The sequence below is a fragment of the Neisseria sp. HMSC065C04 genome (assembly GCF_001815375.1).
Lineage (GTDB): Bacteria > Pseudomonadota > Gammaproteobacteria > Burkholderiales > Neisseriaceae > Neisseria > Neisseria flavescens_D.
In genome coordinates, this window is the sequence record NZ_KV820419.1 from 278,859 (window position 1) to 292,441 (window position 13,583).

12 protein-coding genes are annotated in these 13,583 nt (G+C 46.6%); 9 read left to right on the forward strand and 3 right to left on the reverse strand.

Annotated elements, in window-relative coordinates:
• The 4 genes from HMPREF3022_RS08125 to dld form a co-directional block, all read left to right on the forward strand.
• Positions 1-998, forward strand: a 998-nt coding sequence (locus HMPREF3022_RS08125) for a calcium-binding protein (RefSeq protein ID WP_283119064.1), incomplete at its 5' end; no start/stop codon positions are given.
• 163 nt (positions 999-1,161) lie between these two features.
• On the forward strand, positions 1,162-2,025 hold the full coding sequence (locus HMPREF3022_RS08130; RefSeq protein WP_070765414.1) for a phosphoribosylaminoimidazolesuccinocarboxamide synthase: 864 nt from the start codon (positions 1,162-1,164) through the stop codon (positions 2,023-2,025).
• Positions 2,026-2,258: 233 nt separating this feature from the next.
• Positions 2,259-4,382: a polyribonucleotide nucleotidyltransferase gene (gene pnp, locus HMPREF3022_RS08135; RefSeq protein WP_107697060.1), complete on the forward strand. Its 2,124-nt coding sequence runs from the start codon at positions 2,259-2,261 to the stop codon at positions 4,380-4,382.
• A gap of 165 nt (positions 4,383-4,547) precedes the next feature.
• Positions 4,548-6,239, forward strand: a complete 1,692-nt coding sequence (gene dld / locus HMPREF3022_RS08140; RefSeq protein ID WP_049333751.1) for a D-lactate dehydrogenase — start codon at positions 4,548-4,550, stop codon at positions 6,237-6,239.
• Positions 6,240-6,297: 58 nt separating this feature from the next.
• On the opposite strand, the gene HMPREF3022_RS08145 is transcribed toward dld, so the two are convergent.
• The 3 genes from HMPREF3022_RS08145 to HMPREF3022_RS08155 all read right to left on the reverse strand — a co-directional run bounded on the left by HMPREF3022_RS08145 (position 6,298) and on the right by HMPREF3022_RS08155 (position 9,747).
• Positions 6,298-7,662 (reverse strand): sodium-dependent transporter, encoded by a 1,365-nt coding sequence (locus tag HMPREF3022_RS08145; RefSeq protein WP_049333753.1) that lies wholly within the window; start codon positions 7,660-7,662, stop codon positions 6,298-6,300.
• Between the two features lie 782 nt (positions 7,663-8,444).
• A complete protein-coding gene (locus HMPREF3022_RS08150; RefSeq protein WP_049333754.1) occupies positions 8,445-9,128 on the reverse strand; it encodes a pseudouridine synthase in 684 nt (227 codons plus the stop codon).
• A 142-nt stretch (positions 9,129-9,270) separates the two neighbouring features.
• Positions 9,271-9,747 (reverse strand): NGO0322 family iron-responsive protein, encoded by a 477-nt coding sequence (locus tag HMPREF3022_RS08155; RefSeq protein ID WP_003683363.1) that lies wholly within the window; start codon positions 9,745-9,747, stop codon positions 9,271-9,273.
• 339 nt (positions 9,748-10,086) lie between these two features.
• On the opposite strand from HMPREF3022_RS08155, the gene dnaQ reads away from it, so the two are divergent.
• The 5 genes from dnaQ to HMPREF3022_RS08180 all read left to right on the forward strand — a co-directional run bounded on the left by dnaQ (position 10,087) and on the right by HMPREF3022_RS08180 (position 13,544).
• Positions 10,087-10,824, forward strand: coding sequence for a DNA polymerase III subunit epsilon (dnaQ, locus tag HMPREF3022_RS08160; protein WP_049333756.1), 738 nt, complete (start codon positions 10,087-10,089; stop codon positions 10,822-10,824).
• Positions 10,821-11,507, forward strand: coding sequence for a 2-C-methyl-D-erythritol 4-phosphate cytidylyltransferase (gene ispD / locus HMPREF3022_RS08165; protein ID WP_049333758.1), 687 nt, complete (start codon positions 10,821-10,823; stop codon positions 11,505-11,507). The genes dnaQ and ispD overlap by 4 nt, the downstream gene beginning before the upstream one ends.
• Before the next feature lie 31 nt (positions 11,508-11,538).
• On the forward strand, positions 11,539-12,018 hold the full coding sequence (gene ispF / locus HMPREF3022_RS08170; protein ID WP_004519740.1) for a 2-C-methyl-D-erythritol 2,4-cyclodiphosphate synthase: 480 nt from the start codon (positions 11,539-11,541) through the stop codon (positions 12,016-12,018).
• Between the two features lie 43 nt (positions 12,019-12,061).
• Positions 12,062-12,733 carry a ribose-5-phosphate isomerase RpiA gene (rpiA, locus tag HMPREF3022_RS08175; RefSeq protein ID WP_003679072.1) on the forward strand — a complete coding sequence of 224 codons (672 nt, stop codon included), beginning with the start codon at positions 12,062-12,064 and terminating at the stop codon, positions 12,731-12,733.
• A 73-nt stretch (positions 12,734-12,806) separates the two neighbouring features.
• On the forward strand, positions 12,807-13,544 hold the full coding sequence (locus tag HMPREF3022_RS08180) for a thermonuclease family protein (protein WP_070765415.1): 738 nt from the start codon (positions 12,807-12,809) through the stop codon (positions 13,542-13,544).
• The last annotated feature ends 39 nt before the right edge of the window (positions 13,545-13,583 follow it).

Sequence of the window (13,583 nt, forward strand, 5' to 3'; positions counted from 1 at the left end):
CTAAGCCAGAACCAAAACCTGAGCCTAAGCCAGAGCCAGACTGCAAAGACTGTGTTGACGACCATAACCAAAACAACTCATACGGTCACGAAGACAAAAACCCAGGTAATGTCATCCGAGCTGAAGACTGCAAAGACGGCAACGTTATCCGCGGTACTGATGCTAAAGATACCATTTATGGTACTGCTTGCGAAGACATCATCTACGGTGGTAACGGTACAGACGTAATCTACGCCGGTGCCGGTAACGACACCATTTACGGTGATGCCGACGGTGACTCTCTGTACGGTGAAGACGGTAAAGACTACCTGCAAGGCGGTGCTGGTAACGACTACCTGAACGGTGGTTCCGGCGCGGACATCATGCGCGGTGGCGACGGTAATGACGTTTACTTCGTTGACAATGTTAACGACCAAGTTATCGAGTACGGCAATGCACACGCCGGTATCGATACTGTCCGTACCGTTATTGACTACACGCTGACCGATCACGTTGAAAACCTGATTTTGCAAGGTATGCAAAACCTGAACGGTACCGGTAACTCTTTGAACAACAATATCGAAGGTAACGGCGGTAACAACCATCTGTACGGTTTGGCCGGCGACGACTGCCTGGTTGGTAAAGACGGTAACGACTACCTCGACGGCGGTGTCGGCAACGACATCCTGATCGGCGGTACCGGTAACGACACTTACTTCTTCGACAAAGGTTACGGTCACGACACTATCCGTGAGGAAAGCGGTAATGACACCTTGTTGTTCGGTAAAGGCGTTGCAGCTTCCGACGTATTGCTGAGCAAATCAGGTGTTAACCTGACTGTTTCTGTCGGTACTAACGACAGCATCACCATCGACGACTGGTTCACCGGTAACGATCACAAAGTTGAAAACTTCAAGTTTGCTGACGGTAGCACTTACCAAGTAACCGGCCACGGCGACTACTACTCTCTGTCTGCTGTGAACCATATTCAAGATCAGACTCAGGCTCCTGCTATCTGATAGGATGATGATCTTTAGGGTTTATCCCTAAAATCAAAGGCTAAGGCCGTCTGAAACCGAGCTATAAGGTTTCAGACGGCCTTTATTTTGTAAACAATCTGACGAAAGATGCCAAATTGGGCTAAAATACCAAATTCTTCTGTTTACCAAAGAGATACCCGAAATGTCTGAAATCAGCTTGAAAAAAATCTACTCCGGCAAAGTTCGCGATTTGTACGAAATTGACGATAAACGTATGTTGATGGTTGCTTCCGACCGTCTGTCTGCATTCGATGTGATTTTAGATGATCCGATTCCGGGTAAAGGAGAGATTCTGACGCAGATTTCCAATTTTTGGTTTAAAAAACTGGCTCATATCATGCCTAACCATTTTACTGGCCAAACGGTTTACGATGTTTTGCCTGAAAACGAAGCCAAAGCTTTGGAGAAACGCGCCGTCGTGGCTAAAAAGCTCACTCCGGTGAAAGTAGAGGCTATTGTGCGCGGTTATCTGGCAGGCAGCGGTTGGAAAGATTATCAAAAGACTGGTTCTGTCTGCGGTATTCAATTGCCTGAAGGTATGCAGGAAGCGCAACAACTGCCTGAAGTGATTTTTACGCCGTCGACCAAAGCCGCAGTCGGCGATCATGATGAAAACATCAGCTTTAAAGAATGCGAACGCATCATCGGCAAAGAGCTGGCGGCGGAAGTACGCGCCAAGGCGATTCAGCTTTACACTGAAGCAGCCGAATATGCCAAATCCCGCGGTATTATTATTTGCGATACCAAGTTTGAATTTGGTTTGGATGAAGAAGGTACTCTGACTTTGATGGATGAAGTATTGACACCAGACTCCAGCCGTTTTTGGCCTGCAGACCAATACAAAGTCGGTACCAATCCACCGTCTTTTGACAAACAATTTGTCCGCGACTGGTTGGAGCAAAGCGGTTGGAACAAAAAAGCGCCTGCGCCTAAAGTGCCTGCCAATGTGATTCAAAAAACAGTCGAAAAATATCAAGAAGCATTGACTTTGCTGACTCAGGATTGATTTTTAAGTTTTAAGGCCGTCTGAAAGAGATATGTTTCAGACGGCCTTTTTATTGTATAAATACTGGATTTTAAGGATGGTTGCCTTTATAATCGAGAGTTGTTTTCAGCGCTTTAAAGGCCGTCTGAAAGCTTGTTTATAACCTGCCGCACGGTCTGAAACCCTAACTATGCACATTCGGATTTTAGTGTGCATTATTAGTGTTTTAGCAGTGCGGTATTTTGAAAGGAACAATGATGTTCAATAAACACGTTAAGACCTTCCAATACGGTAATCAAACCGTTACTTTGGAAACCGGCGAAATCGCTCGCCAAGCCGCTGCTGCCGTTAAAGTATCTATGGGCGACACCGTTGTTTTGGTTGCCGTTACCACTAACAAAGAAGTGAAAGAAGGCCAAGACTTCTTCCCTCTGACTGTCGATTACCTCGAGCGTACTTACGCAGCAGGTAAAATCCCCGGCGGTTTCTTCAAACGCGAAGGCAAACAAAGCGAAAAAGAAATCCTGACCAGCCGTCTGATCGACCGTCCGATCCGTCCTTTGTTCCCTGAAGGTTTCTACCACGACATCCAAATCGTAGCGATGGTGGTGTCTGTTGACCCTGAAATTGATTCTGACATTCCTGCAATGTTGGGTGCATCTGCCGCGCTGGTGTTGAGCGGTGTACCGTTTGCCGGTCCGATTGGTGCGGCACGCGTGGGTTATGTAAACGGCGTGTACGTTCTGAACCCGACTAAAGCCGAGTTGGCCAAATCACAATTGGACTTGGTTGTTGCCGGTACTTCTAAAGCCGTGTTGATGGTGGAATCCGAAGCCGACATCTTGTCTGAAGAAGTGATGTTGGGCGCAGTTGTTTACGGTCACGATCAAATGCAAGTGGCCATTAATGCCATCAATGAGTTTGCCGACGAAGTCAACCCAGAAGTTTGGGATTGGAAAGCACCTGAAACCAATGAAGAATTGGTTGCCAAAGTACGCGAAATTGCTGGCGAAACCATTAAAGAAGCGTTCAAAATCCGTCAAAAACAAGCGCGTTCTGCCAAATTGGACGAAGCTTGGAATGCTGTAAAAGAAGCGTTGATTACCGAAGAAACCGACACTTTGGCAGCCAACGAAATCAAAGGCATTTTCAAACACTTGGAAGCCGATGTTGTCCGCAGCCAAATTTTGGACGGTCAACCGCGTATCGACGGTCGCGACACCCGCACTGTTCGTCCGTTGAACATTCAAACCGGTGTATTGCCACGCACTCACGGTTCTGCACTGTTTACCCGTGGCGAAACCCAAGCTTTGGCGGTTGCAACTTTGGGTACTTCACGCGACGAGCAAATCATTGATGCGCTGTCCGGCGAATATACCGACCGCTTTATGCTGCACTACAACTTCCCTCCATACTCTACCGGTGAAGTGGGTCGCGTAGGTGCGCCGAAACGTCGTGAAATTGGCCACGGTCGTTTGGCTAAACGTGCATTGTTGGCCGTATTGCCAGAACCTGAAGATTTCAGCTACACCATGCGTGTGGTTTCTGAAATTACCGAATCCAACGGCTCTTCCTCTATGGCTTCCGTCTGCGGCGGCTGCTTGAGCCTGTTGTCTGCTGGTGTGCCTTTGAAAGCACACGTTGCCGGTATCGCCATGGGTCTGATTTTGGACAACAACAAATTTGCCGTCCTGACCGACATCTTGGGCGACGAAGACCACTTGGGCGATATGGACTTTAAAGTAGCCGGTACAACTGAAGGTGTGACCGCGCTGCAAATGGACATCAAAATCCAAGGTATTACCAAAGAAATTATGCAAATCGCTTTGGCTCAAGCCAAAGAAGCACGTTTGCACATCTTGGATCAGATGAAAGCCGCTGTTGCAGGCCCACAAGAGCTGTCTGCACACGCCCCACGCTTGTTCACCATGAAAATCAACCAAGACAAAATCCGTGATGTGATTGGTAAAGGCGGCGAAACTATTCGTTCGATTACTGCTGAAACCGGTACTGAAATCAACATCGCTGAAGACGGTACCATCACAATCGCTGCGACTACTCAAGAAGCAGGCGATGCAGCGAAAAAACGCATCGAAGAAATCACTGCTGAAGTGGAAGTGGGCAAAGTGTACGAAGGTACTGTGGTTAAAATCCTCGACAACAACGTTGGCGCGATTGTCAGCGTGATGCCGGGCAAAGACGGTTTGGTACACATCAGCCAAATCGCCCACGAGCGCGTACGCAATGTCAGCGACTACCTGCAAGTAGGTCAGGTTGTGAACGTGAAAGCATTGGAAGTGGACGATCGCGGCCGCGTACGCCTGTCTATCAAAGCTTTGCTGGAAGCGCCTGCTCGCGAAGAGAAAGCCGCCGAATAATCTGATTGTTCAAGCTTGAAACAAAAGGCCGTCTGAAAATTTTAGACGGCCTTTTGTTTATTTAAAAGATGAGTTTAAAAAACGGGTTTCGCCTTTACTTTGATTGAACGGATTACTACAATGCTTGCAATCTAACAAATATATTAATCTCTCAAGGAGTATGCAATGAATGCTACACAATTAATCAGCTGGCTGATGCAAACCGTCGGTGAAAAATACATCATCACAGACCCGGCAAAAACCGAACAATACCGTCAAGGCTACCGTTTTGGCGAAGGCAAGGCGCTGGCAGTTGTCCGTCCGGGTACGGTGTTGGAAATGTGGCAAATCTTGCAGGCATGTGTTGAGGCTGATGTCATCGTGATTACGCAGGCCGCCAATACCGGTCTGACTGGCGGCTCGACTCCGGACGGCAATGATTACGACCGAGATATCGTGATTGTGAATACCATGCGTCTGAACATCATTCAGCCGATTAACAATAACGAACAGGTTGTCTGCCTGCCCGGTTCTACCTTGAATCAATTGGAGCTGCTGCTGAAACCTTTAGGCCGTGAGCCGCACTCCGTGATCGGTTCGTCCTGTATCGGCGCATCTGTATTGGGTGGCGTATGTAATAACTCGGGCGGTGCATTGGTACAGCGTGGTCCGGCTTATACGGAAATGGCCCTGTTTGCGCAAATCAACGAAGAGGGCAAGCTGGAGCTGGTCAACCATTTGGGCATTGATTTGGGCGAAACCCCTGAAGAAATTTTGACCAACTTGCAAGGTTTCCATTATCAGCGAAAAGACATTACGCAAGATGCCGGCAAAGGGCATGACCATGCATACTGCGATCATGTCCGCCAAGTGAATGAACCGACTGCCGCCCGTTTTAATGCCGACCCTGCACGCCATTACGAGGCTTCAGGCTGCGCGGGCAAACTGATGGTATTTGCCGTGCGTCTGGATACGTTCCCTCAAGAAAAGCAAACTGCCGTGTTCTATATCGGCACCAATGATATTAATGAGCTGACCGATATTCGTCGTGCCGCTTTGAGCGAGTTTAAAAACCTGCCTATTTCCGGTGAGTATATCCATCGTCATGCTTTTGATATTGCTGCCGTTTATGGTAAAGATACGTTTTATATCATCAAGACGTTCGGTACCCACCAACTTCCGAAACTGTTTGATCTGAAAGCCCGTGTGGATAGATTCAGCAAAAAGATAAGTTTCTTACCAAAACACTTCTCTGATAAATTCATGCAACTGATCAGTAAAATTTTGCCTGATCACTTGCCGAAATCTATGCGCAACTATCGGGATAAATATGAACATCACCTGATTTTAAAAATGGGTGGGGAGGGCGTAGAAGAAGCGCGTGCTTTCTTGAAGGAATATTTTGCAACCCATGGCGGCGCATTCTTCGAATGTAATGCCGAAGAAACGCAGGCGGCCATGCTGCATCGCTTTGCTGTGGCTTCTGCCGCGATCCGTTACCGTTCTGTACATGATGATGAAGTAGAGGATTTGGTTGCACTCGATATCGCCTTGCGCCGTGATGATCGTGATTGGTTTGAAACACTGCCGCCTGAAATCGACAATAAAATCATCCATAAATTGTATTACGGACATTTTATGTGTCATGTGTTCCATCAGGACTACATCATTAAAAAAGGCAACGACTGCATGGCTTTGGAACATGAAATGCTCCATCTGCTTGACCAACGCGGTGCGCAATATCCTGCCGAGCATAATGTCGGTCATCTATATGAAGCCAAGCCCGAGCTGAAACAGTTCTATAAAAAACTTGACCCGACCAACAGCTTCAACCCCGGTATCGGTAAAACCAGTAAGAAGAAAAACTGGGCAGAATAAAGCATAGTTAATAAAGGCCGTCTGAATATTTCAGACGGCCTTTTTATATGCTTGCTTATCAGAACAGGTTGCTGATGAAAATCAGCAGAATCACCAACGGCACAAGGTATTTCACATAAGCAAACCAAATATTGACCGTCGTATGGTTGCCTTTATAGAGCAATTCGTCCTTCGCTTCATCCTTCATCACGAAACCGACAAACAGCGCGGAGCCGAGCGCGGTCAGCATAAACAGGATATTGCCGCTGATATAGTCAAAGGCATCAAAAATGTTTTTACCAAACACGGAAATATCTTTCCATGGGCCGTAGCTCAAAATAGACGGAATGTTGCCGAAGATGAAGATGGCGGCCAAGACAATCGTAATCGCGGCGGTACGGCGGATTTTGGTTTTCTCCTGAATCGTCGTAATCAACACTTCATAAATCGTCAGCGAAGTCGTCAGCGCGGCAATCAGAAGCAGTGAGAAGAAAATCACGGCGAACACAGGTCCTGCCCACATATTCGAGAACACGATCGGCAGGCTTTGGAATACCAAAGTCGGGCCGGAATTAGGGGCAACGCCGAAGCTGAAGAGCGACGGGAAAATCATAAAGCCCGCCAACACGGCGATGATAGTATTGGTAATGGCGGTAATGACTGCGGTTTGCACCAAATTTTCGTTTTTATCTAGATAGCTGGACAAGGTAATCATCACGCCGAAACCCAAGCTTAAGGCGAAGAATACTTGACCTAAAACGAAGACGAACAGTTCGGCCGTAATTTTGCTGAAATCAGGCTTCAGATAGAAAGTAATCCCTTCCATTGCGCCCGGCAGGGTAACGTTGCGCACGACCATGGCAATCAGGAACAAAAATAGCAAAGGCATCAGGTATTTTGCCGCTTTTTCAATACCGCCGATCACGCCTTTGACCAAGATCCATTGGTTCACAACCACAAATAGGAAGGTGTAAAACGCAATTTCCCAAGGGCTGTTTTCGATGTGTTCGGTAAAGAAGCTTTTGGTGACTTCTCCGGAAACAGGGCTGGAAATGTCCAAATTGCCGCCGATGATATTGATGATGTAGCTGATAACCCAGCCGCCGAGCACCATGTAATAGGCCATGATGCCGAATGCGCCGAGCAGGCCCATCCAGCCGACCAATTTCCAAACTTTGGCAACGGGTTTGCCATTCATTGTGCCGCCAAACGCATCCAGCGCGTTCACGCCTTTACGGCGGCCGATGACGTTTTCCACCAAAATCATCGGAATACCGATGACCAGCATGGCGATACAGAACAGAAACACATATGCACCGCCGCCGTTTTCACCGACCAAATACGGGAAACGCCAAGTTGCGCCAAAGCCGACAGTTGCGCCGGCAACGGTAAGGATGTAAGTCAAACGGTTGGACCAGGTTTGACGGGGTTGATTGGAAGACATAAATACTCAGATGCATTAAAATAAAGACAACATTTTACCGCAAAGATTTAACAAATCTTGACTAAAGTCTGAAAAGAAAATTAGTTAAAAAAACTATGTAATGAAGAAATTTTAGTGGGTTTCTCTGGTTTGCTTGGTATTGAAACCTGCAAACAGAGAATTTGTCTGAAGCGATACGAATGATTGAAAGAGCCGTAACGATAAAGGCCGTCTGAAAAGTGGGATATGGGAAAGGGTTGTTGTGAGGAGATTGGATAGCACTAAGGTGTGCTTTCAAATATGTCGGCAACAAAGATGGTATTTCTCTAAGGTTGTCTAATAACATCCTGTAACCTTAGCTTGGATAGTCGCCGATGGTTTTTCTTTCTATAAAACGATTTGTCTGAAATTGGAATGGTACAGATTGATGCGGAAGAGACGAGAAAGAGAAAAGGAGGAATGGCAAGGTAATGAGTGGGAGATGAGGTTTAGTAATGATGGCTTCTTTAGATGAGAAAGGCCGTCTGAAAGTACGCCCGCTTGATTGCCAAATTTTAGATAAAAAAAAACCATCTATACTAAGGGGAAAGTATAGATGGCCAAACACATTACGGGGAAAACGTCTTACTCACTTACTCACTTCTTTCGAAGCAAGTGTTACTCAGACAGGCGAATTATACAATAGTTCAGTCTTTACAGTGTTAAATTCTGTTAAATAAAAATGATAAGATTTAGATGTTTGATTTTAAATAAATAAAAAATCCATATTGTTTAAAAATTTATCGAAAAAATTTAGAATTTTTTTAGATTTGGATAAATTTCCATTCTCCCGCGGCCAAATCATCGACATTCCAGTCGCCGAATTTCTCACGGTGGAGCTGCTCGACACGGTTGCCTGCGGCTGCAATCATGCGTTTGACCTGATGGTATTTACCCTCGGTAATGGTCATCATCAATGTGGTTGGGGCGGCTAATACTGCTTCGGCTGCGGCGACGGTTTCATGATCGTCATGCAGGAGAACGCCGTTTTTCAGCGTAGTGCAAAGGGTATCGTCGGCAGGATGTTTCAAAGTGACACGGTAGAGCTTCGGAACTTTGTGTTTGGGCGAGGTAACGCGATGGTTAAATTGCCCGTCGTTGGTAATAAGAATAATGCCGGTTGTGTCTGCATCCAAGCGGCCGACTGCCTGCATATCGATATTGCGCATGTGGTCGGGAAACAGACTGAAGATGCTTGGATATTGCTGGGGTTTGTGAGAAGTTTCGTAATCTGCAGGTTTATGAAGCAGAATGTAGAAATAGGGCATGGGGACGGCGGCAATTTCTTCGCCGTCAACAGACAGGGTGTGCACTTGAGACGGGTCGATATTGTCTTTGGCACGATTATGGATTTCGCCGTTGATGGTGATGCAGTCATTATCTATCAGCCATTGGCATTGCTTGCGGCTGCCGAGGCCTTGTGATTGGATGTATTTGAGCAGTTGCATGGTTGAAAAGTAGGAAATGTTCAGACGGCCTTTATTGTACTGGAAAACCGGTGTTTAGGCCGTCTGAAAAGTAGGGGCAAAAAAATCGCCCCTTTAAAATGTTAAGGGGCGCAAAAGGAACACAAACCACTACCAAAAACTGTTACAGGGCAAATTCTCCTATTTGATGTGTTGCCGGATAAAGTGCTTTCATCAGGTCATGTGGTGAAAGCGAGAAATCTTTGCTGTTTGTCGTCAGACGGCCTTGCTGCGGCGTCAGCTCAAGCAATCTAGCGTTTGCCGACTGGATAAATTTGTTTTTTGTGCGCTGCATTTTTCTTTGCAGGGCGGAAACAACGCGGTTGTACAGACTGTCTTTTTGTTTGACTTCGCGTGTACCGGCAACCCAGCTCAAACGCGTATTGCCGTCTTCATCTTCAATCAGCAGGATGCCGGTTTCTGATTGGGGCGATTTGCCCATACAAGGAAGCCAAACATAATATCGGCCATCTAAAGTAATGAATACTGCATCGTGTACTTCGCACTCATCGCAACATTTGGTGGCGATTAAAGAGCGGATGGCTTGTTGGTGCAGTCTCAGAATGTCAAGGGAGACTTGCTTAAAAATACTTTCGGGCATTTTCTTCTCCTTTCATTCTGTTGTGCGGTTGTTTTGTTTCGATGGGTTGTATTATACGGCGATTTTTTAAATTTGCAAATGATAATTGTTCCTATTATTTAATTTGTAAGTAAGATATTAATTATTAAAGAAATTAAATTTAAAAAATTTTGTAGAAATTCGATTTTCTACTCAAAATTGGAGTAATAGATGGCATTGGATGAAAAAAGAATAAAGGCCGTCTGAAAAATCCAGCTATAAAAGAGTATTTCAAAAGCAGCTAAAGTTTTGCTGACTATACATTTCAGACGGCCTTCAGTATGATTCAAGGCGTTTTGATAATTGCAGAAACCACCAACCATGAGCCAACGTCAGATTATCCTCGATACGGAGACTACGGGTCTTTATCCTGAAAACGGCGACCGTCTGGTCGAATTTGCCGGCTTGGAAATGATCAACCGCCAAATGACCGACTCCAACCTTCATTTATATGTCCACCCCGAGCGCGATATGCCGGAGGAAGCGGCGAAGGTACATGGTTTGACGATTGAAGTATTGGAAGCGAAGAATGCGCCTCCGTTTGCCCAAGTGGGTAAACAGATTGCCGACTTTATACGTGGTGCAGAGCTGATTATCCATAATGCCAAGTTTGACGTCGGCTTCCTGAATATGGAATTCCGCCGCATGGGTTTGCCTTCTATTGAGGAACTCGGTTGCAAAGTCACCGACACGCTGGCCATGGCGCGTGAAATGTTTCCGGGACAAAAGGCAAGCTTGGATGCGTTGTGTAACCGCTTTTCCGTTGACCGCAGCAAACGTGTCTTGCACGGCGCGTTAATCGACTGCGAGCTTTTGGGTGAAGTCTATCTTGCCATGACGCGTCAGCAGTTCGACCTGATGGGCGGCGAGGCGGAAGAAGAGAGCGAAGTCAAACAAACCGTTATTGCGGAAACCAAACGTACGTCGCAGTTGAAAGTCATCAAAGCCAATGCGGACGAGCTGGCGGCACATGAAAAATATTTGGACGATTTGGGCGAAGCGTGTGTATGGCGCAAGGCAGAAACACCGGATGAGGCCAATGCCGGAGCGTCAGCATGATGCGCCGCAATATCGCTTTGATTCCTGCTGCCGGTGTCGGTGCGCGATTTGGTGCAGGAAAACCAAAACAATATGTTGAAATCAATGGTAAAACCGTATTGCAACATACCATAGAAATTTTTGAGCAACACCCCCGCATAGATTTAATTGCCGTTATTCTTTCGCCGGAAGATTCGGTTTTTCAGACAGCCCTGTCTGAGAAAGTGCGTGTCTTTCGAGTAGGAGGCGCAAGTCGTGCCGAAACGGTACGCAACGGCGTATCTACTTTATTAGAACAAGGTTTAGCCGAGGAGCAAGACAATATCTTGGTTCATGATGCCGCGCGCTGTTGCCTGCCTGCCGAAGCGTTAACGCGTTTGCTTGATGAGGCAGGCGAGAATGACGAAGGCGGCATTCTGGCCATACCGGTGGCCGATACGCTCAAGCGGGCAGACGGCAGTCATCATATTGATGAAACCGTTGCACGCGCAGGATTATGGCAGGCGCAAACGCCGCAGCTTTTTCAGACGGCCTTATTAAATCGAGCCTTATCGGTTGATGATTTGAGTGAAATTACGGATGAAGCATCAGCGGTTGAAAAACTGGGTATCCGACCGCGCTTGGTGCAGGGTGATACGCGCAATTTAAAATTGACGCTGCCGCAAGACGAATATATTGTCAGATTGTTGCTCAAGGCCGTCTGAACAATTAAAACCCATTATTTAAGGAAACAATATGAATATCCGTGTCGGACAGGGCTACGATGTCCATCAGTTGGTTGAAGGGCGAGATTTGATACTCGGCGGCGTCAACATTCCGTTTGAAAAAGGCTTGCTGGGCCATTCCGATGCCGATGCGCTTTTGCATGCGATTACCGATGCCCTGTTGGGCGCGGCCGGTTTGGGCGATATCGGCAGCCATTTTCCTGATACTGCCGCCGAATTCAAAGATGCAGACAGCCGTGTGCTGTTGCGCGAGGCTTATCAAAGCGTGCAGGTATTGGGTTGGAAGGTGGTTAATGTCGATACGACTGTGATTGCGCAAAAGCCAAAACTTGCGCCGCATATTCCAGCAATGCGCGCCAATATTGCCGTAGATTTGGGTTTGCCTGAAAACTGCGTGAACATCAAGGGTAAAACCAACGAAAAACTTGGCTATCTGGGGCGTATGGAAGCCATTGAAGCGCAAGCGGCAGTATTGCTGATTAAAGCCTAAGAGCTTAAAATTACTTTATTATTCAAACTGAAGGACTGACAACATGGCAACTCAAGACGAACTCAAACGTATTGCCGCCGAAAAAGCGGTGGAATTTGTTCCTGAAAACGAATACATCGGTATCGGTACTGGCTCTACCATCAACTTCTTTATCGAAGCTTTGGGTAAAAGCGGTAAGAAAATTAAGGGTGCCGTGTCTACTTCTAAAAAATCCAGCGAGCTTTTGGCGAAATATGAGATTCCAGAAGTTTCACTGAATGAAGTGATGGGTTTGGCGGTTTATGTTGACGGCGCAGATGAAGTCAACCACGCGCTGCAAATGATTAAAGGCGGCGGCGGTGCGCATTTGAACGAAAAAATCGTAGCCAGCGCATCCGATAAATTTGTTTGTATCGCCGATGAAAGCAAATACGTTTCCCGTTTGGGAAAATTCCCATTGCCGGTCGAAGTCGTTGAAAATGCCCGTTCGCTGGTGTCGCGCAAACTGCTTGCCATGGGCGGACAACCTGAGTTGCGTGTCGGCTATACTACTTTCTATGGCAACCAAATCGTCGATGTTCATGGCCTCAATATCGACCAAGCCCTGAAAATGGAAGACGAAATCAACAAAATCACCGGCGTACTCGAAAACGGTATTTTTGCCCGCGATGCCGCCGATGTGTTGGTTTTGGGTACGGCAGAAGGCGCAAAAGTCATCCTGCCTTGTCAGGATTAATGAAGATTAATCAATCTTAAAGGCCGTCTGAAAGTGCATCAGGTCTTTCAGACGGCCTTCAATTTGGCAAAATATGCAAATCAGTAAAATTATAAAATGGTTACCCGTTGTTTTATCCGTTTTGGGCGCGCTTGGATACAGCTCACGCGATACCGAGTTGATTCGTACCGGGGTAAGCGTTGCCGCAACATTGGCACAAAGCGACAATATTGGTTTGGAAAAGGTCAATGAATGGCTGGGAGAAAATGTCGTCAAAGCCACATCTGACACCAAAGTCGAAGCTAAACCCAAATCGGAACAAAAACAAAAGTCATCGAGGCAATCCTACACATACAACGGAAAAATCATCAAAATCCATGATGGCGATACCATGCACATTATCGATAGCGACGGCAGGAAACACAAAATCCGTATGGCCTATATCGATGCACCGGAAATCAATCAGGCTTATGGTACGCAATCACGAGACAATCTGATTGATGCCGCATTGAATAAAAAAGTCAAAGCCCGTGTGTTTGAAGCTGACCGCTACCAGCGCGAAGTTGCCCAAGTATCTGTCGGCACGATTGACTTGAATTTAATGCAGATACGGGATGGCGCCGCATGGCATTATGAAAGTTATGCCAAAAAACAACAAAGTAAAACCGCTTACACTGACTATTCGGACGCACAAAAACAAGCCAAGGAAAAACGAAAAGGCTTATGGAAAAAAAACAATCCGCAAGCACCTTGGCAATTTCGCCGTCAAAATCATGAGCAGCAGAACGGTGATAAAAAGCAGTCTGATAAACAATGGTTTGGGATTTGGTAGGCTTTAAGAGAGGCCGTCTGAAAACTTTCAGACGGCCTT